This window comes from Epilithonimonas hispanica (assembly GCF_003385395.1).
GTDB lineage: Bacteria > Bacteroidota > Bacteroidia > Flavobacteriales > Weeksellaceae > Epilithonimonas > Epilithonimonas hispanica.
In genome coordinates, this window is sequence record NZ_QNUG01000017.1 from 1 (window position 1) to 19,613 (window position 19,613).

General features: G+C 35.9%; 20 protein-coding genes. 1 reads left to right on the top strand and 19 read right to left on the bottom strand.

The genetic code is table 11. The features are described from left to right. Positions 1 to 155 precede the first annotated feature (155 nt). The 18 genes from DRF58_RS09465 to DRF58_RS09550 all read right to left on the bottom strand — a co-directional run bounded on the left by DRF58_RS09465 (position 156) and on the right by DRF58_RS09550 (position 18,054). Positions 156 to 2,009, bottom strand: a complete 1,854-nt coding sequence (locus DRF58_RS09465; protein WP_116034945.1) for a CocE/NonD family hydrolase — start codon at positions 2,007 to 2,009, stop codon at positions 156 to 158. A 246-nt stretch (positions 2,010 to 2,255) separates the two neighbouring features. After that, complete coding sequence (locus tag DRF58_RS09470; protein ID WP_116034947.1) at positions 2,256 to 3,638, bottom strand: NADH-quinone oxidoreductase subunit N; 1,383 nt, start codon at positions 3,636 to 3,638, stop codon at positions 2,256 to 2,258. Between the two features lie 94 nt (positions 3,639 to 3,732). Continuing rightward, on the bottom strand, positions 3,733 to 5,226 hold the full coding sequence (locus DRF58_RS09475; protein WP_116034949.1) for a complex I subunit 4 family protein: 1,494 nt from the start codon (positions 5,224 to 5,226) through the stop codon (positions 3,733 to 3,735). A 2-nt stretch (positions 5,227 to 5,228) separates the two neighbouring features. After that, entirely contained in the window at positions 5,229 to 7,142 is a 1,914-nt protein-coding gene (gene nuoL, locus DRF58_RS09480; protein WP_116034950.1) for an NADH-quinone oxidoreductase subunit L, read from the bottom strand. Positions 7,143 to 7,150: 8 nt separating this feature from the next. Beyond that, complete coding sequence (gene nuoK, locus DRF58_RS09485; protein ID WP_116034952.1) at positions 7,151 to 7,483, bottom strand: NADH-quinone oxidoreductase subunit NuoK; 333 nt, start codon at positions 7,481 to 7,483, stop codon at positions 7,151 to 7,153. A 4-nt stretch (positions 7,484 to 7,487) separates the two neighbouring features. After that, positions 7,488 to 7,985, bottom strand: a complete 498-nt coding sequence (locus DRF58_RS09490) for an NADH-quinone oxidoreductase subunit J family protein (protein ID WP_116034954.1) — start codon at positions 7,983 to 7,985, stop codon at positions 7,488 to 7,490. Next, on the bottom strand, positions 7,985 to 8,542 hold the full coding sequence (locus DRF58_RS09495) for a NuoI/complex I 23 kDa subunit family protein (RefSeq protein WP_116034956.1): 558 nt from the start codon (positions 8,540 to 8,542) through the stop codon (positions 7,985 to 7,987). The genes DRF58_RS09490 and DRF58_RS09495 overlap by 1 nt, the downstream gene beginning before the upstream one ends. Positions 8,543 to 8,619: 77 nt before the next feature. Continuing rightward, entirely contained in the window at positions 8,620 to 9,684 is a 1,065-nt protein-coding gene (gene nuoH, locus DRF58_RS09500) for an NADH-quinone oxidoreductase subunit NuoH (protein ID WP_116034958.1), read from the bottom strand. 57 nt (positions 9,685 to 9,741) lie between these two features. Then, positions 9,742 to 10,761 (bottom strand): 2Fe-2S iron-sulfur cluster-binding protein, encoded by a 1,020-nt coding sequence (locus tag DRF58_RS09505; RefSeq protein WP_116034959.1) that lies wholly within the window; start codon positions 10,759 to 10,761, stop codon positions 9,742 to 9,744. Positions 10,762 to 10,862: 101 nt separating this feature from the next. Further along, a complete protein-coding gene (locus tag DRF58_RS09510) occupies positions 10,863 to 11,711 on the bottom strand; it encodes a hypothetical protein (RefSeq protein WP_116034961.1) in 849 nt (282 codons plus the stop codon). 44 nt (positions 11,712 to 11,755) lie between these two features. Next, positions 11,756 to 13,111 carry an NADH-quinone oxidoreductase subunit NuoF gene (nuoF, locus tag DRF58_RS09515; protein ID WP_116034963.1) on the bottom strand — a complete coding sequence of 452 codons (1,356 nt, stop codon included), beginning with the start codon at positions 13,109 to 13,111 and terminating at the stop codon, positions 11,756 to 11,758. A 10-nt stretch (positions 13,112 to 13,121) separates the two neighbouring features. Continuing rightward, entirely contained in the window at positions 13,122 to 13,631 is a 510-nt protein-coding gene (locus DRF58_RS09520) for an NADH-quinone oxidoreductase subunit NuoE family protein (protein ID WP_116034965.1), read from the bottom strand. Positions 13,632 to 13,769: 138 nt separating this feature from the next. After that, positions 13,770 to 14,993: an NADH-quinone oxidoreductase subunit D gene (locus DRF58_RS09525; protein ID WP_116035056.1), complete on the bottom strand. Its 1,224-nt coding sequence runs from the start codon at positions 14,991 to 14,993 to the stop codon at positions 13,770 to 13,772. 58 nt (positions 14,994 to 15,051) lie between these two features. Further along, complete coding sequence (locus DRF58_RS09530; protein ID WP_116034966.1) at positions 15,052 to 15,546, bottom strand: NADH-quinone oxidoreductase subunit C; 495 nt, start codon at positions 15,544 to 15,546, stop codon at positions 15,052 to 15,054. A gap of 6 nt (positions 15,547 to 15,552) precedes the next feature. Next, positions 15,553 to 16,113, bottom strand: a complete 561-nt coding sequence (locus DRF58_RS09535) for an NADH-quinone oxidoreductase subunit B (RefSeq protein WP_116035057.1) — start codon at positions 16,111 to 16,113, stop codon at positions 15,553 to 15,555. A 71-nt stretch (positions 16,114 to 16,184) separates the two neighbouring features. Then, the gene (locus DRF58_RS09540) at positions 16,185 to 16,556 is read right to left on the bottom strand and encodes an NADH-quinone oxidoreductase subunit A (RefSeq protein WP_116034968.1); all 372 of its coding nucleotides are present in this window, start codon (positions 16,554 to 16,556) and stop codon (positions 16,185 to 16,187) included. A 120-nt stretch (positions 16,557 to 16,676) separates the two neighbouring features. Then, a complete protein-coding gene (locus tag DRF58_RS09545; RefSeq protein WP_116034970.1) occupies positions 16,677 to 16,862 on the bottom strand; it encodes a hypothetical protein in 186 nt (61 codons plus the stop codon). 67 nt (positions 16,863 to 16,929) lie between these two features. After that, on the bottom strand, positions 16,930 to 18,054 hold the full coding sequence (locus DRF58_RS09550; protein WP_116034972.1) for a GNAT family N-acetyltransferase: 1,125 nt from the start codon (positions 18,052 to 18,054) through the stop codon (positions 16,930 to 16,932). Positions 18,055 to 18,165: 111 nt separating this feature from the next. Between DRF58_RS09550 and DRF58_RS09555 the strand changes: the two genes are divergently transcribed. Continuing rightward, on the top strand, positions 18,166 to 18,876 hold the full coding sequence (locus tag DRF58_RS09555; protein WP_116034974.1) for a zinc metallopeptidase: 711 nt from the start codon (positions 18,166 to 18,168) through the stop codon (positions 18,874 to 18,876). A gap of 3 nt (positions 18,877 to 18,879) precedes the next feature. Here DRF58_RS09555 and DRF58_RS09560 read toward each other — a convergent pair whose 3' ends face one another. Continuing rightward, the gene (locus DRF58_RS09560) at positions 18,880 to 19,476 is read right to left on the bottom strand and encodes an IMPACT family protein (protein WP_116034976.1); all 597 of its coding nucleotides are present in this window, start codon (positions 19,474 to 19,476) and stop codon (positions 18,880 to 18,882) included. Positions 19,477 to 19,613: the final 137 nt, after the last annotated feature.

A 19,613-nucleotide genomic window follows, 5' to 3' on the forward strand; every position in this document is an offset into this window, starting at 1 on the left:
CAATGCATTACTAGCTGCAACCGCTTGGAACATGAAGAAAATGATGGAACTACTGAAACAGAAAATTATTTTCTTATTTTATAAGATACAAATTATGCTGTTTTCTAATCCTGTTTTTAAAAATAAATTAAATAGTGGGTTTTGTTAAGGAACGACTATTTAAGAACTTCAACTTCGATTGAACTACTGTTGAAAACTTTGATATTCGCTTTTGTATAATCTTCTTTTGTTGCTTTGTATTGGTTTTCAAGAAACTTTTGAGGATTGATTGTCATCAAAGGAAACCAAGTACTCTGTACCTGAATCTGGATTTTATGTCCTTTTTTAAACGTGTGCAAAACATCTTGTAATTTGACATCCACGTTGGTTTCCTGATTAGGAATAAGAGCTTCTGGTTTTTCAAAACTATTACGGAATCTTGCCGGCATTATTTCGCTTCTTACCATTTGATGATAATTGGCGTAAACTACACCTGGTTTATCTTTATTGGCTTTTTCATCAGCAGGATAAACATCAATTAATTTGACAACAAAATCCGCATCGGTAGAGGTGGAAGCTATTTTCAATTTTGCCAAGATTTCTCCAGCTAATGTCAAATCATTGTCCAATACCTCTGTTGTAAATGTAAGGACATCAGGTCTATAACTAGCAAAACGCTGGTCTTCGCTCATATAATTTCTCGGCGTGAAACCATTCATATCCTTATAATTCTCGCTGCTTAGAACCGGTTTGTTTGGGTCAGAAGTATATTCTGAAAAAGCAACTTGATTTAGAATATTCTTAGCTAATGTTCCAGAATTGTCAAGATAAAAAGTTACTTTTTGACTTTGCTTTGGAGGCCAAGTTTCAAACTGTTCCCATTGTTTTTTGCCAGTGTCAAACATATAAGCTTCAGGAAGTTTTGCTGCAGTTTTAGAATCTTCTTTCAAATAATGATGGAAGAAAGGCTGCTCAATATTTTTCTGATAATAAGTCGCAATACTGTCTCCGAAATAGATATCATTATGAAAATGTTTGCCATCTTCTCTGTTCCAACCACCGTGTGAAAAAGGTCCCATTACAATCGTGTTTTTAGCTTTTGGGCTTGTCTTTTCAATCGTTTTATAAATTTCTAAAGGACCGCGTAAGTCTTCTGCATCAAACCAACCACCGACAGTCATTACAGCGTGATTGATGTTTTTAAGATGAGGAATCAAATCTCTTTTTTTCCAGAAATCATCGTAGCTGGGATGTTCAACCACTTCCTGCATAAAGAAATTGTCTTTATAATATTTGTCCACGCCATCTTTCAATGTTCCCATATTTTTATAGAAAAGATATCCGTCATCAGAAGTTGGTTTTATCATTTTGTCTGCGAACCAAGATTCTTTTTCTGGCTTAGTTTTTTGAACGCCAAAAACAGGGAAGGTTTTGAAATAACCCATTAAAAAAGCGCCGTTGTGATGAAAATCGTCAAACCAAAAATCAGAAATTGGCGCTTGTGGAGAAGAGGCAACTAAAGCAGGGTGATTTGCTAAAGTTCCTACAGCTGTATAAAATCCGGGATAAGATGTTCCGTATTGTCCCACTTTTCCATTGTTGTTCTGAACATTTTTTACCAACCAATCAACCGTGTCATAAGTATCTGTGCTTTCGTCGACATCTTTTTTAGTTTTGTGGTCCACTTGCGGCGTCATATTCGTGAAAGTGCCTTCGCTCATATATCTGCCACGAACATCTTGGAAAACGAAGATGTATTTTTCATCTTCAATGAATTTGTTGGGGCTCAGTTTCTTTCTGAAATTAGTTTCTCCGTATGGTGCGATGCTGTAACAAGTTCTGTTCATAATGAACGGATACTTATTACTTTTTGAAATTTCTTTTGGGGTATAAATGATGGTGAACAATTTAGTTCCGTCTCGCATCGGGATGTAAACTTCCTTTTTTGTGTAGTTTTCTTCAACAGAATTGGTTTGTGCAAAACCTAAACTAACTGTTACAAAACAGAAAAACATTAATAATCTCTTCATTGATAAATAATTTTGAATAAAATTAAGTTTTTTGATAGAATTAACAGTGAAAAATTAAACAAAAGTTTATTATTATAGTGAATGTTTGTTTTGTGCTGGAATCTGCGCCCCGACCTGAGTGGAGCTCTTTTTCTTTTTGAATAAAAAGAAAAAAGCGGGAACGGAGGGCGGATTAAGGCGCCCAAATTATTAATAAAAAAACCTGACTCAAATGGAATCAGGTTTATATTTTATTTTGTTGAATTTTTACAATCCGAATAGTTTAGCAAACAAATCTGGAACAATTCCCATTGCAACTAACGCTACAATAATCACTACAGAAACAATCTTGTAAGTAATAGTAGAAGTTTCTGCTGCTGTGAATGTGTGTTCTTTGTAGAAGAACATTGCTATAATCAATCTTAGATAATAAGCGATACTCAATGCTGAACCTAGAACAGCAATCAGAACCAAGAATTCATAATGTCCGCCAATTGCTTGGTTGAAGATTCCTAACTTTCCAATGAAACCTGCTGTCAAAGGAATCCCTGCCATTGAAAGCATAGAGATTGTAGAAACTACTGCTAATATTGGTTCTTTTTTTCCAAGCCCGTTGAAGGCAGGAATAGAAGTTTCTTTTTTAATTTTCTCAACCCAAATCAAGCTGATGAAAACCCCAACTGTTGCTAATGAATAGGCGAATAAATAATAACCTAAAATATAAGCAGAGAAGTTATTGATTCCGAAAAATATCAATGAAATATAACCTGCGTGAGAAACAGAAGAGTAGGCCAACATTCTTTTTGCATTGGTTTGTACCAATCCCATTACGTTTGCCAAAAGCAAAGTTAGGATGATGAAAACGCCTAAAATATTAATCCAATCTCCGGCAATTCCACCGAAAGCAATCGTCATTAATTTGAACAAAGCAAAGAAACCTGAAATCTTAACAACCGAAGCCATAAATGCTGTAATCAAAGAAGGTGCTCCTTGATAAACATCCGGACTCCACATATGGAAAGGTGCTAATGATACTTTGAAAGCTAATGCAGACAACATCAAGATAGCTCCCATAATCAGCATTAAGTTCTTAGGATTGTTGTAAGCAAAATCGTGAATCGCATAAAGATCAAAACTTCCTGCGCTTCCATAAACCAAAGCTACTCCAAACAAAAGAAATCCTGTTGCGAATGCTCCCATCAAGAAGTATTTCATAGAAGCTTCTGTGGAACGAAGGTCGGTTTTATTAGCTCCGGCCATGACATACAAAGGAATTGACAAGATTTCTATCCCGATGAATAATGTTACCAAGTTTTGGAACCCGAACAATACGATTCCGCCACAAAGAGCAAACAACATCAATGCATATAATTCTGACTGATGACTTCTGTGATTGCTGAATGCAAATCCTCCCAAAAAGAATAATAGAGTAGTGACAACAATCGATACTTTTGTGAACAAAGCTGCATTGTAGCTGTAGTCATACATTGATTTGTACTGAGCGAAAAACTCACATTCCGGAAGAAAACTGATTCCCAGACCAACGATTAATCCTAAGATTCCGATATATCTCGCATATTTTCCTTTCTCAAAAACTCCTGAGAATAATACCAGAATTGCTGTAAGGAATAAAACTATTAAAACACTCATAATATATGTTTGAGATTTGAGATTAGAAATTTGATATTCTCAATTTTCATAGTCTCTTTCTAATTTCTAAATTTTTAATCTATTAATTCTTCAATTAATTAAGCATTGATGCATAAATGAATCTCACAGAGCTTGTCACCATTTCGATAACCGGTTGTGGATAAACACCCAGAACAATTACAAAAACTGCTAAACTTGCTAAAACTGTAAACTCAACACTGCTGATATCTTTTGCTGTTGCCAAAATTGCATCGTCTCCTTTTCCAAACATTGCTTTTCCGTAGAATCTCAACATATAAGCGGCACAAAGAATCAATGTCAAACCAGCTAAAACAGCCATTAATACATTGTAAGTGAAAACTGATTTCAATAAGATAAATTCTCCGATGAATCCGTTGGTTAATGGAACTCCTGTTGCTCCCAACAAGATAATCATAAACAAGATTGCAAATTTAGGAGCGACTTTTGCCAAACCTCCCATTTGACGAATATCTCTTGTCTTAAATCTTTTGTAAAGAATATCTGCACAATAAAACAATCCAACAACGTTGATACCGTGAGCAAAACTTTGAATCATTGCACCTTGAGCACCTTCGAAATCTAATCCAACTCTCATAGTAACAACTGCAGAAGCAAAAATACCGGCTACAATTAATCCAACGTGAGATAGAGAAGAGTAAGCAATCAATCGTTTAGTATCTGTAGAAATCAAAGCGATTAAAGCACCGTAAATAATTCCGATTACAGAAAGGATAATCACGATTTCTCCGGAAATTCCTCCGATTGCTAATGGCGTGATAGGAAGCAAATATCTCATTACTCCATAAACAGCCATCTTCAGCATAATTCCTGATAACAACATTGACCCTTGAGTCGGAGAATAAGTATAAGTATCAGGCTGCCAAGTATGGAAAGGAAATACTGGTAATTTAACTGCGAAAGCAAAGAAAATAAACCAGAAGATTACTGTTTGTTCATTAATATTAAGGTCTGCATTGTAAAGATCTGTCAGTGCAAATGATGCAGCGTGATTGTAAACGTAGATTAAACCAATCAACATAAACAACGACCCTACGAATGTATAAACAAAGAATTTTGTCGTGAATTTGATTCGCTTATCTTCTTGTCCCCAGATTCCGGCGATTAACCAGATTGGAATCAATGTTACTTCCCAGAAGATGTAGAACAACAATCCGTCCAACGAAGTAAAAACACCTAACAATCCGAATTGCATCAATAATATCAATGCGTAGAAAGAATTAGGATAACCTTTGCTCTCATTGTAAGAAGAAAGGATAATCAATAGAACTAAGATGTTGGTTAATAGAACCATTAGCATACTCATTCCGTCAATTCCGAAATTGATACTACTCTTGATGTAGTTCGACCACGGATAAGTGATTTCGTATTGCAATGGCGCATCTACAGTCGGGTGGAAATCGAAATTTCCTAAGATATAGAATGCGATGAACATCTCTGCAAGAGCAAAAGCCAATGCGATATATTTACTAGAAGGATTCTTCCAGAAAAATAGTAAACCCGAACCTACGAGAGGTAAAAGTAATAATGTTAATAGTAAACAGGACATTATTATTTCAATAAAAAGTTAACAATCAGTACAATTCCTATGGCTAATGACATTATCAACACATAGTTTTCCACGTTTCCGTTCTGAAGACGTTTTGCCGCTCGTCCAGAGTCTTGCGCTCCCAATCCGATGAAATTCACAATCGGGTCAAGAACAGCTTTATCAAACATTGCAGCTGCCTTTCCAGCCTCTTCAATTGGTCTTACGATGCAAGCATTATAAATCTCATCAATGAATAATTTCTTAGCAGACAATTTTTCCCAACCGGAATATTGTTCTTCCGGAAGTGCTTTTTTCTGTTTCTTAACGTAAGTATTCTTAACGAAAAACCAAACTGTGAAGAACATCAATATTGTTGCGCCTAGAAGAATCATTTCTGTATTGAAATCAACTCCGGAAAGCGTATTTTCCATTTGCTTGAAACTCTCTTCCGTTAAAACAGGTTTCAACCATTCCATTAATTTAGCATAATGACCGTGTCCGATGAAGTGAGGAAGATTGATAAAACCTCCAACCACTGAAAGTACAGCCAAAACAATTAATGGTAAAGTCATATTCACTGGACTTTCGTGCAAGTGATGTTTTTGTTCTTCTGTACCTCTGAACTGTCCGTGGAAAGTCAAATAATACAATCTGAACATATAAGTTGCAGTAATAGCTGCTAACACGAATAACATTACCCAGTAAATAGGATTTTTAGCATAAGCTGCAACCAAAATTTCATCCTTAGAAATCATCCCTGAAAGTAAAGGGAAACCGGAGATTGCTAATGTTCCAATCAAGAAAGTGATATGAGTAATAGGAATATACTTTTTAAGTCCCCCCATAAAACGCATATCCTGCTCGTTGCTCATTGCGTGGATGACAGAACCAGCTCCTAAGAATAGCAAAGCTTTGAAAAAAGCGTGCGTCATTACGTGGAACATTGCCGTTGTATAAGCACCTAATCCTAAAGCGATGAACATAAATCCAAGCTGAGAAACAGTAGAATATGCCAATACTTTTTTAATATCATTTTGACGAAGTGCGTAGAAACCTGCTAAAGCTGCAGTTAAGAATCCGATTAATAAAATTCCGTCTTGAACAGTTGGTGCTAATGTAAATAAGAAGTTACTTCTCACTACTAAATAGATACCAGCCGTTACCATCGTTGCAGCGTGAATCAATGCAGAAACCGGTGTTGGTCCAGCCATCGCATCAGGTAACCAAGTATATAATGGAACCTGAGCAGATTTACCGGTTGCTCCGATGAATAAACTCGCTGTGATGAATATAATTGTTGTTCCGTCTAATTCAAAACTTGAAGCATTTTGAGCGACAGAAAGATAATCGATAGCATTAACATTGGCTGCGATTGCGAAAATTCCAATCAACAATCCAAGGTCACCAATACGGTTCATAATGAAAGCCTTTCTCGCAGCTTTTCCATATTCCTCGTTAGTGTACCAGAAACCAATCAATAGATAAGAACAAAGTCCTACACCTTCCCAACCGATGAAAAGAATCAGATAATTGCTTCCTAAAACCAGAAGCAACATCGAGAAGATGAAAAGATTCAGGTAAGTGAAGAACTTATAAAAACCTTTGTCGTGGCTCATATAACCGATAGAGTAAAGGTGAATCAATGACCCAATTCCGGTAATAATCATTACCATCATCAATGACAATTGGTCAACTTGGAAACCAAAATTAACCTGAATCCCGTTCACTCTAAACCATTCGAAAGCTTTAATAACAACAGGGGCACTTTCTTTATCAAATCCTAAAAATAAACTTGTTGTGATAACAAACGAAGCGAAAACTACCAATGTTGCCAGGCTTCCAACAACTATCTTCGGAAGATTTTTTCCAAAAAGTCCATTGATAAGAAATCCAACTAAAGGTAAAAGTACAATCGCGTAAACTAAATTTTCCATTCCTTTTATTATCCTCTTAATTTATTAAAAATACTTACGTCTACAGATTTGGTATTTCTGTACATCATTGCGATGATTGCCAATCCTACAGCTACTTCCGCTGCCGCAACCACCATTATAAAGAAAACCAAAAGTTGACCGTTACCATCACCTTTGTAAGCAGAAAAAGCTGCTAATAAAAGATTTACGGAATTAAGCATCAATTCTACACATCCTAATATAACGATGGCATTTTTACGGATTAAAACTCCCAAAACACCAAGGCAGAACAAAACTGTACTCAGAATAATAAAATATTCCAAAGGTATCTGCTGTATAAATGTATTTACATCTCCTCCCATAATCTTATAAATCTTTTTTACCGATTAGAACTGCTCCTACAATACCTGCTAAAATCAGGATAGAAGCCAATTCGAATGGCAATACATATTCGTTAAATAATAATCTTCCCAGATTTTTGGTCAAACCAACCGAATGGTCAATATTGTCTACAACAGTTGTTTTTCCAGAAAGACCTCTGTAAGCACCCAACATTCCTACGAACAAGATACAAACTGAGATTATTCCAATGAATTTCGGAAGGTTGGCCTTCTTACTTTCATCTTCTTTATTAAGGTTTAACATCATTAGTATATAAAGGAACAATACCATAATGGCTCCCGTATAGACAATAATCTGAACGATTCCTAAAAACTGGGCATTAAGAAGAATGTACATTCCCGCAATCGAGAACATTGTCACGATAAGTGACAGAATCGCATATAAAGGATTTCTCGCAAATACAAAGTAAACAGCACTTGATATTGCAAAAAATGCGACTAAGAAAAATAAAAACTGATCCATTATTTTACTGCATTTTTTTGTTTCTCAGATTGTCTCTCTGTGATATCAATCCTTGCATTAATTTTTTCAACCAATTTTTCTTTACCATAGATAAAAGAATTTCTATTCTGCTCTACATCTACCAATCTGTCTGTAAGATAGATAGCGGATTTTGGACAAGCTTCCTCACACATTCCGCAGAAGATACATCTTAGCATATTGATCTCATAGATCTCAGCATATTTTTCTTCTCTGTAAAGGTGTTTTTCCTCTTTGGTTCTTTCGGCAGCTTTCATTGTGATAGCTTCCGCAGGGCAGGCAACCGCACACAGTCCGCAAGCAGTACATCTTTCTCTTCCTTCCTCGTCTCTTTTCAAAACGTGCTGGCCTCTCCAGATTTCGGCTCTTGGTTTCTGAACCTCTGGATAAGAATAAACTGCAGGCGCACCTTTCATCACGGTTCTTACAGCGTGCTTAAAAGTAATTCCCATTCCTTTGAAGATCGCTGGCAGGTAGATCTTTTCCGCAATGGTCATTTCTTTATTCGAAACAACTTTTGATCTGTTAGTAAGTTTCATTATTTAATTTTTTTATTTGAGATTTGAAGTTTGAGACAATTTCAAATTTCAAAATTTAAATTCCAAATTAATTTGTTTTAATTTCCAAATGCTAAAATTACAGCACCCGTTACAATTAGATTTACCAAAGCTAATGGAATCAAAGTTTTCCATCCAAGGTGCATCAATTGATCATATCTGAATCTCGGAAGTGTCCATCTGATCCACATAAAGATCAAAATTCCGAGGATTGTTTTTGTTAAGAACGCAACAATACTTAATATTCCAGCTGCATTTTCTCCCCAGTTATGAGTCACCCAATCAATTCCTGGGTAGTTGTAACCTCCGAAGAAAAGAACAACCATAAATGCATTAGAAATAAACATATTCACATATTCGCCGAACATATACAATCCTAATTTCATTGATGAATATTCGGTAGAATAACCAGTTACCAATTCGGATTCACATTCAGGCAAATCGAAAGGGTGACGGTTAGTTTCTGCCAAAGCAGCAACAAAAAATATTAAGAATGCTAAAGGCTGGTAAAGAATATTCCAATTAATACCAGAAATTGCAGGAATGAATCCCCAGATTTTTCCAGTGGATTGAGCTTCAGAAATAGCTTTAAGGTCAAGACTTCCTGTCATCATAATGATTGAAAGAAGCGCTAATCCCATCGCTAATTCGTAAGAAATCATCTGAGAAGAAGCTCTGATTGCTCCTAACAATGAATATTTGTTATTGGAAGCCCAGCCTCCAATCATAATTCCGTAAACTCCGATGGAAGCCATACCGATGATGAAAAGAACGCCGACATCAATATTAGCCACTTGAAGATCGTAAGAAACACCTCCGAAATTCAATGTTTTACCCCAAGGAATTACTGCTCCAGTAATTAATGAGATGAACATTACCAATGACGGGCCTAAGATGAAAAGGAATTTTTCGGCATTAGCAGGTGTAAAATCCTCCTTGAAGAAAAATTTACCACCATCTGCCAAAGGTTGCAATAATCCGAATGGTCCAGCTCTGTTTGGTCCAATCCTATCTTGCATAATAGACGCCACTTTTCTTTCTGCCCAAGTAGAGTAGGCAGCGATAGTAAGTGCCAGAAGGAACAGCGCCAATACTAATATGATTTTAAAAGTCAGTAATTCCATATTATTTTTTAAAGTTCAAAATTTAAAATTCTATAAAGCTAAGCTTACAATTTTAAATTAACTATCTAATTTTTCAATTTCTTTTTCGTCTGCAACACCAATTTCTTTGGCTTCAGGATTATCTAAAACATTGTAGCTATCTGTTTTTTTCTCGTAATGGTTAAGAGAGATTACAGAATGTCTGTCGATGTGTCTTGGTCCTTCGATGTTCCAAAGAGAAGTATCTTTTTTGTGGAAACGGCATTCGTCGCAAATCCAATCTTCTACTTCTCCGTATTGGTCTTTTCTTGCCGTTACTCTCACCACTTCATCACCTTTCATCCAAAGGACTGCTTTTCCGCTGCATTTTGTACAAGTACAAGTCGCATTGTACGGTTTAGTAAACCAAACTCTGCTTGCAAATCTCGCGGTTCTATCAGTCAAAGCTCCCACCGGACAAACATCAATAACGTTTCCGATGAAATCATTGTCCAAAGCTTTGTTCAACATTGTTGAAATCTCTGCGTGATCTCCTCTGTAAAGAATTCCGTGTTCTCTTTTTTCAGTCAACTGATTGGCAGCCAATACACATCTTGCGCAAAGGATGCAACGGTTCATATTCAATTTGATGTTTGGACCAATGTCGTCTGCATCATAAGTATTTCTTTCGAATTCAGTTCTGGTTTCAAGATTTCCGTGCTCGTAACCCAAATCCTGAAGATGACATTCTCCAGCCTGATCACAAACAGGACAATCCAACGGGTGATTTACCAAAAGGAATTCTGTAACCGCTTTTCTACCTTCCTGTGCTTTTTCAGAAGTCAAGTTTTTCACTTCCATTCCGTCCATAACACCAGTTCTGCAACTTGCGACTAACTTCGGCATTGGTCTAGGATCCGCTTCGGAGCCTTTGGAAACTTCTACCAAACACGTTCTGCATCGTCCTCCGCTGGTTTCCAGTTTGCTATAGTAGCACATTGCAGGTGGAACAGATTTCCCTCCGATTTGTCTTGCAGCTTCCAAGATAGAAGTACCAGGCAAAACTTCGGTAGTTTGTCCGTCTATGGTTACTTTAAATTTTTTGACTTCTTCGCTCATATTTCAAGATTTTAGATTTTAGATTTTAGATTTTAGATGAAAATCCTTGTTCCAAATCTTATGTCAATTCTATTTATTTTCTAAGATATATTTAAAATATCTTAATTTTTTATTTTTCTATTAAATACATATCCGATTCCAAAATTAACTTGGTAGAATACGAAGTCCTGACTCGCTTTATCAGGTTTATTATTAAGGGTTGTTTTGATATCCGGCATATTAATATAACCGAATTTTCCTTCTACTCTTGCCATCCAATGATTCCAGAAAACAGCATTGATGTTAGTTCTTGCATCCAATCCAAATCCTGCAACGTGAAACCTGTCACTTCTTTCGTTTCCAAAAAGTTTAACATTACTTTTCGGGAAAAGAACGCCTGCTCCTGCTCCGTAAGCCCAAAATAGATTAAAATCTTTTTTGGATAATACGTTTTTGTATTTCTCAAGACCTACATTTACATAATTTAAACCATCGGTGTGCTCGAAAGTTAAAAACTCTGCATTGGTTAAATCAATTTTTCCATTTTGAATCATATTAGCATAAGTTGGATCCGAAATATGACCATTAATATCAACAGTCTGATCTTGATCCATCACATATTTCATATGATCTTGCGCTATTACAATTGCCAAATTATCTTTGATAAAATAACCAAATCTAAAATTAAATTGTGGTTTGGAAACCTCTCCCGGATTAATGTAATCCCAACTTAATTCTGACGGTCTGTCGTGCGCTACTACATTATTTAAAGTAAAATCATATCCATTTCCTTTAAACCTAATATCAGACTTACTGAATCCTGCTCTGTTCCAACCCCAAAAAACAAACATTGTTCCTTTGGAAAACTTAGATTGGTTATATCCGGAATTATCAACTGTGTCTTGATTTTGTCCAAACAACATTGTTGTTCCTACAAAAAATACAAAAACTAATTCAAAGAACTTCTTCATTATTTCTAGTGAATTTGAAAAAACAGATTCTATTAAATCTTTATTTAACTGTTACTAACAGCCGGAATAGGATCTGCATAATTTGCTATTCCGTAATTTTGAGTCTGGCTCAACTCAGGATTGTTAACGTGCCATTCGAACTCGTCTCTGAAATGTCTGATGGCTGCTGCAACCGGCCAAGCTGCTGCGTCTCCAAGAGGACAAATAGTATTTCCTTCGATTTTTCTTTGGATGTCCCAAAGCAAATCGATGTCTTCCATTTTGCCTTCTCCTTTTTCTATTTTTTTCAAGATTTTGTACATCCACCCAGTTCCTTCACGGCAAGGTGTACATTGTCCGCAACTCTCGTGGTTGTAGAATCTTGCTAAAGTCATAGTATGATTAACTACACATTGGTCTTCATCCAACACAATAAATCCTCCTGAACCCATCATTGTTCCGGTAGCAAAACCACCGTCAGCAAGAGATTCATAATTCATATATCTTGGTTCACCATTGATTGTTTTCAATAAAAGATTTGCCGGAACAATTGGAACAGAACTTCCTCCAGGAATACAAGCTTTCAGTTTTTTACCATTTGGTATTCCACCACAATATTCATCAGAATAAATGAATTCCTCAACCGTAATTGTCATATCGATTTCGTAAACACCAGGTTTATTGATGTTACCACAAGCAGAAATCAATTTAGTTCCTGTTGACCTTCCTACACCTATTTTAGCATATTCAGCACCACCAATTTCGATGATTGGAACAACTGCTGCAATAGACTCCACATTATTAACAACCGTTGGTCTTTCCCAAAGTCCTTTTACAGCTGGGAAAGGTGGTTTAAGTCTTGGATTTCCTCTTCTTCCTTCAAGAGATTCAAGCAATGCAGTTTCTTCACCACAGATGTAAGCTCCACCACCTCTTTGAACATAAATTTCCAAATCATAACCAGTTCCTAAAATATTTTTTCCAAGAAATCCTGCGGCTTTTGCTTCCTCGATGGCTTCTTCCAAAATATCCGGAATCCAAGAATATTCTCCTCTTATATATATATAGGATGTATTAGAACCTAAAGTATAAGACGAAATCAACATTCCTTCAATCAAAAGATGAGGAAGAAACTCCATTAGATATCTGTCTTTGAAAGTCCCTGGTTCAGATTCATCAGCATTAACAACCAAGTGTCTTGGAACACCTTCTGGCTTTGCAAGGAAACTCCACTTCATTCCTGTCGGGAAACCAGCGCCACCACGACCACGAAGTCCGGAAGTCTTAACCTCTTCCAAGATTTCTTCAGGTTTCATTTTAAGAGCTTTTTCCGCTGCTTCGTAACCACCGTGTTTACGATAAGTTTCGAAATAACGAATTCCCTCTATATGTGCATTTTTAAGTAAAAGTTTTTTACCCATTTCTTTAATATTAATCTAAAGCGATGGCTCCTTGTCTGCAAAGGTCAAGAATCTCGTCAACTTTTTCTATTGTTAAATTTTCGTGAAAGAATTTTCCCAACTGCATCATTGGTGCATATCCACACGCTCCAAGACATTCAGCTGGTTTCAAAGTGAATAATCCGTCTTCAGAAGTTCCTCCGTCTTTGATATTCAGTTTCTTTCGGATATGGTCTAGAATATTATCACTTCCTTTCAGCATACAAGGACCGGTTCTGCAAACTTCCAAAACATATTTCCCAACCGGCTTCATATTGAACATTGTATAGAAAGTTGCTACTTCATATACTTCAATAGGAGTGATACTCAATAATTCTGCAACATAATCCATTACCGGAACAGCCAGCCAACCATCAAATTCTTTTTGTGCCAAATGCAAAACAGGAATAAGAGCAGACTTTTGTCTTCCTTCCGGATATCTTGCGATAATTTTATGAACCTGTGCTAAGCTTTCAGGTTTAAAAGCAATTGTTTCGCTCATATTTAAAGATTTTAGATTTTAGATTTTAGATTTTAGATGAAAATCGTAGTTCTAAAAATCTTATCAATTTTGATATTAATTTATATTTAAAGATTTTAGATTAATTTAAAATTTATAATCCAAAATCTATAATTTCATTTATGCGTCTAATTCTCCCGCAATAATATTCATACTACACATTGTTACGATTGCATCAGAAATTACAGAACCCTGAATCATTTCCGGATACGCTTGATAATAGATGAAACAAGGTCTTCTGAAGTGCAGTCTGTAAGGAGTTCTTCCACCATCACTTACAAGATAGAATCCTAATTCTCCATTTCCACCCTCAACAGCGTGGTAAACTTCGCCTTTAGGAACATCTGTTTCTCCCATTACAATTTTGAAATGGTAAATCAAAGCTTCCATTTTTTGATAAACGTCTGCTTTTTCAGGAAGATAAAATTCTGGAACATCTGCGTGGAAAGGACCTTCCGGCAGATTGTCGTAAGCTTGATTAATGATTTTCAAAGATTCCCAGATCTCCTGCTGACGAACCATAAAACGGTCGTAAGTATCTCCAGCAGTTCCCACAGGAATAATAAAATCAAAATCTTCATAAGAAGAATAAGGCTGTGCAACTCTTACATCATAATCAACGCCGGCTGCACGCAAGTTTGGACCAGTGAACCCGTAGCTCAAAGCTCTTTCTGCTGAGATTGCACCTGCGCCAATCGTTCTGTCCATAAAGATTCTGTTTCTTTCTAATAATTGACCGAATTCTGCAAATCTTGCAGGGAAAGTTTTCAAGAAGTCTTTCAACAACTCGTGGAACTTCGGTGTGAAATCTCTTTCGAATCCTCCGATTCTTCCCATGTTGGTCGTCATTCTTGCTCCACAGATTTGTTCATACATATCATAGATACGCTCTCTTTCGATGAACATATAAGTAAGACCTGTAATCGCTCCTGAGTCCATTCCGGTTACACCATTACAAATCAAGTGGTCACCAATTCTTGCCAATTCCATCAAAATAACACGCATATAATCTACACGTTTTGGAACTTTGACACCAATCAGTTTTTCTACTGTCATATGCCAACCCAAATTATTGATTGGAGCAGAACAATAGTTCATACGGTCTGTAAGAGTAGTAATTTGAGCAAAATTTCTTCTTTCAGAAATCTTTTCAAATGCTCTATGGATATAACCAACAGTCTGCTCTGCGTGAAGGATTCTTTCGCCATCCATTGTAAGAACGTTCTGGAAAATCCCGTGAGTCGCTGGGTGAGTAGGACCAAGGTTCAACGTGTACAATTGTCCGTCGATTTGTTCCTTACTGTCGTATTGGTTAAGTATATTAGATAATGAGTTATCTTTCATATTATAATTGATATTTGATGAGATAATTGATTTCTCGATTATCATCAATCATTTATATTTATCTTCCGAACATACTATCGTTCTTGTCAGTTCTTGTTCCGTCTTCCAAACGATATTCCTTCAGCATTGGATGATATCCAAGGTCTTCCATATTAAGGATAGGTCTCAAGTCAGGATGTCCTTTGAATTTAATTCCATAGAAATCATAAGTCTCTCTTTCCATCCAGTTGGCGCCAGCATATAATTCTACAAGAGAATCAACCTCGATGTTTTCTCTTGTCATAAAGATTTTAAGACGCAATCTGAAATTAGCCATCAAATTATGCAAATGATAAACAACGCCAATTTCTTTTTCAGGAGTTTCAGGATAATGAATTCCACAGATATCAGTAAGGAAATTAAATTCCAAAGTAGAATCTTTAAGATAATGAATCACTTTCTTGATATCATCTTTTTTGATTTCAATCGTCAACATTCCATAAGGTTCTGAACTTGAAATTACAGATTCAGGAAATTCTCTTGTGATAGCTTCTAATACAAATTCGTTCGTCATTTTCTCTTAGTTGCTAATATTGTAAGAATCTAACAAATGCTGATATTCTGGCATATCTCTTCTTCTGATGCTTTCGCTTTCTACCAAAGCTTGAACTTGCATTACACCTTCTATGATTTGCTCAGGTCTTGGCGGACAGCCTGGAACGTAAACATCAACAGGAATGATTTTGTCAATCCCCTGTAAAACAGAATAAGTATCAAAAATACCGCCGCTGGAAGCACAAGCGCCAACAGCAACTACCCATTTTGGCTCGGCCATTTGGGTATAAACTTCTTTCAAAACTGGTCCTAATTTCTTAGAAATAGTTCCGCAAACCATCAACATATCTGCCTGTCTTGGGGAGAAAGAGTTTCTTTCCATTCCAAATCTTGAAGCATCATAAGTTGGATTCAATGTCGCCATAAATTCGATACCACAACAAGACGTTGCAAACGGTAAAGGCCAAAGTGAGAACTTTCTTGCCATCCCGATGACGCTGCTCAGTTTAGTTGCGAAAAATCCTTCTCCTTCAAATCCTTCAGGAGCTGGCGCATCTGTTATTATTACTGGTTTTTTATCTGACATTTCTTTTAATTTAAAATTTGAAATTTGAGGTTTGAAATTCAAACGCTCCGACCCTCAAACTCTCGAAGTTATTATTTATCCCAATCTAGTGCGCCACGTTTCCAAACATAGAAAAATGCTACAAAGAAAATAGCTAAGAATGTAAGAACCGCTAAAAAGCCTTCCATTCCAAATTCTCTGAAGTTAACAGCATAAGGATAAAAAAATACGATTTCTATATCGAATAGAACAAACAAGACCGCAGTCAAAAAGTATTTGATTGAAAAAGGTGTTCTTGCGTTTCCTTCAACAGCTACACCGCATTCCCAGCTTTGGTTTTTAACAGAGTTTCCTTTCTTTTGTTTTGGACCCAAATAATGCGCACCAAGCAAAGAAACGGCTACGAATCCAAGGCCAACTGCCGCTTGAATAAGTATAGGAATATAATTTTCTGGTAAATTCATAAAGTCTAAATTTAACTATGCAAAAATACTAAATAAAGATTTAATATAGTAAATTATCGCCCTTATGAAGAGCAGACAAAAGTCTCTTTTTGAAAATTTAGAATTGTTATAAATAAGAATCTATTTCTCTTTCTTTCCGATTTTCTTGAGAACGAGATAAGCAATATATGCAATGTATAGGAATAATACGCTGGTAAACAATATGTTGATGACTGCGTCTGTTCGCTCATCTTTGATGGGTTTGTAAAAATTGTAGGCTACAAACAAAATAATTAGAACTGCATAGATGTATAGTTGCTTTTTCAATCTGCTTTGTTTTTTTAGATTAAATCCTGTATTGTGAAATTAATTTTGTCAAACAATCGTTTAATAATTAAAACTCCAAAGAGTAGGTTCTTCTGCTTTTATGATGAACCGGATGATAATCCTGCCAAAGGAGTTGTACATTCTTATTCTCTTCTAACTCCGGATTGGTTTCTGTAAATTTGATTCCCATTTTTCTAAAGCGGTCAAAGATTTCCTTGAAAATAATAGACGTAATCCCGCGTCTTTGATAATCTGGATGGATTCCTATCAAATAAAAATTAGCTCTATCGTTTTTCTTTCCTGCTTGTAAAAAGTGCCACCAACCAAAAGGGAACATCTTGCCTTTGGATTTTTGTAGCGCTCTGGAGTAGGAGGGCATGGTGATGGCAAAAGCAACCAGTTCGTTCTTTTCGTCTGCAATGCAAATGATGTAGTTTTTATCAATAAACGGAAAGTACTTTTCTTTATAAGTTTTGATTTGCTCTTCGGAAATAGGAGTGTATGTTGATAGGTGTTTGTAGGTCTCATCCAAAAGTTTGAACATAGGATTCACCAAAGGCAAAATCTCTTGTTTTGATTTGAAATTAAGGACTTTTAATTTGTATTTCTCAGCTATCAAACTGCTAAATTTCACTACTTTTTCAGGCAGAACTTCAGGAAAATTAATCTCAAATTCTACCCATTCTTTTTCTTTTACTAAACCTAATTTTTCAAGATGTTTTGGATAATAATCGAAGTTATAAATTCCAATCATCGTCGCCAATTTATCAAATCCAAAAATCAGCATTCCTGCTTTGTCAAGATTGGTGAATCCCATTGGACCTTCGATTTTATTGATTTGATTTTCCTTGGCGTATTTAATAGCTTCATTAATCAAAGCTTTAGAAACTTCCTCATCATCAATAAAATCAATCCACCCGAATCTTACTTTTTTAATTCCTAATTCTTGAGTTTCCTTATTATTAATCATCACAGCAATTCTGCCAACGATTTTGTTGTTTTTATAAGCTAGAAATTGTTTTGCAACAGAATATAACAAAGCCGGATTTTCATCTTTGTTCCAAATGTTTTTTTCTTCATTAATCAATGGCGGGACAAAATTCGGGTTGTTTTTGTATAATTCCATTGGGAATTTGATGAAGTTTGTCAGGTTGTTTTCTGTAACAACTTGCTTTATAATGACATTTTCCATATTCTTGCTAATCAATAGGGCAAATATAGTTTTTAAGCCGAAAAAAGCAATGCTTTGGCATAATTTTTCTATAAAATTGCATAATTTATTTTAATGTAAATTTTCAAAATAATGACAGGTTATTACTTAATTATTGGAGTTTCAATGCTTATAAGCTGGATAGTTTCTTCCAGATTGAAATCCAAGTTCGAATATTACTCAAAAGTCCACCTCAGAAACGGAATGTCCGGGAAAGAAGTGGCAGAAAAAATGTTGAGAGACAATGGTATTATGGATGTGCAAGTGGTTTCGGTTCCGGGACAATTGACAGACCATTATAATCCTGAAAATAAAACCGTTAATCTTTCCGAAGCTGTTTATATGCAGAGGAATGCAGCAGCAGCGGCGGTTGCAGCTCACGAATGCGGACACGCAGTTCAGCACGCTGTCGGTTATTCTATGTTGCAATTGAGATCAAAAATGGTTCCGATTGTGAATATCAGTTCCAATCTTTTACAATTTGTTTTGTTCGCAGGTATTGCCATAATGGCAGCGACAAGAAGTATCGACAACCCGAACGGAAACACTACAGTTTTAGCTATTGGCGTTATTCTTTTTGCTATAACTACTTTGTTCGCATTTGTAACTCTTCCTGTAGAATATGATGCTAGTAATCGCGCATTACAATGGCTGAAATCTACCGGAACTGTAACTTCGGAAGAATATGAAGGGGCGGAAGATTCGCTTAAATGGGCGGCGAGAACGTACGTTGTTGCAGCGTTGGGTTCATTAGCGCAGCTTATTTATTTTGCATCAATGCTTATGGGAAATAGAAGGGATTAAAAGTTATGAAAAGTTAAATTCCAAAAGCATCTCAGACAATTCGTTTGAGATGTTTTCTTTTTTAGCGATTTTGATACTGGCTTTGATGATACAAATTTCCTGCGCATCAAAATCTAGAATTTTTGCATCATATTTATTTAGAAGTGTGAAAATTTGATTTTGATGAGAAAACTTGAATCTGATTTCAATTTCGGATTCTAATTCTTTAGTAATGATTTCTGCTTCTTCCAAAGTGAATTTTGCAGATTCTTTATAGGTTTTTACCAATCCACTAACACCTAGTTTTGTTCCTCCGTAATATCGGATGACTACGACCAAAACATTGGTTATCTGGTGGGCAAGAAGCTGATTGTAGATTGGTAAACCAGCACTTCCAGAAGGTTCTCCGTCATCATGGGCTCTGTAATTTTCTCCATTGATTCCAAGTCTGTAAGCATAACAATGATGTGTTGCTTTGGGGTGGATCTCATAGAGATGATTTAATCTTTCCTTGATTTCAGCTTCAGAATTGACTGGATAGGCGAAACCAATGAATTTGCTTCCTTTCTCTTTGAGTAGGGTGTCTTCAATCGGTTTTTCTATGGTTTGGAATTCAAACATTCGTCAAAAGTAAAGATTTTCGAGAGAATTTTAAATTAAATAAATTTATTAATAACTCGAAAAAATGATGTTTTGTTACTGTATTTGTGTTTTTTATGATGATTTTGAGTTGACTGATATTACTTTCTTAAAAAATG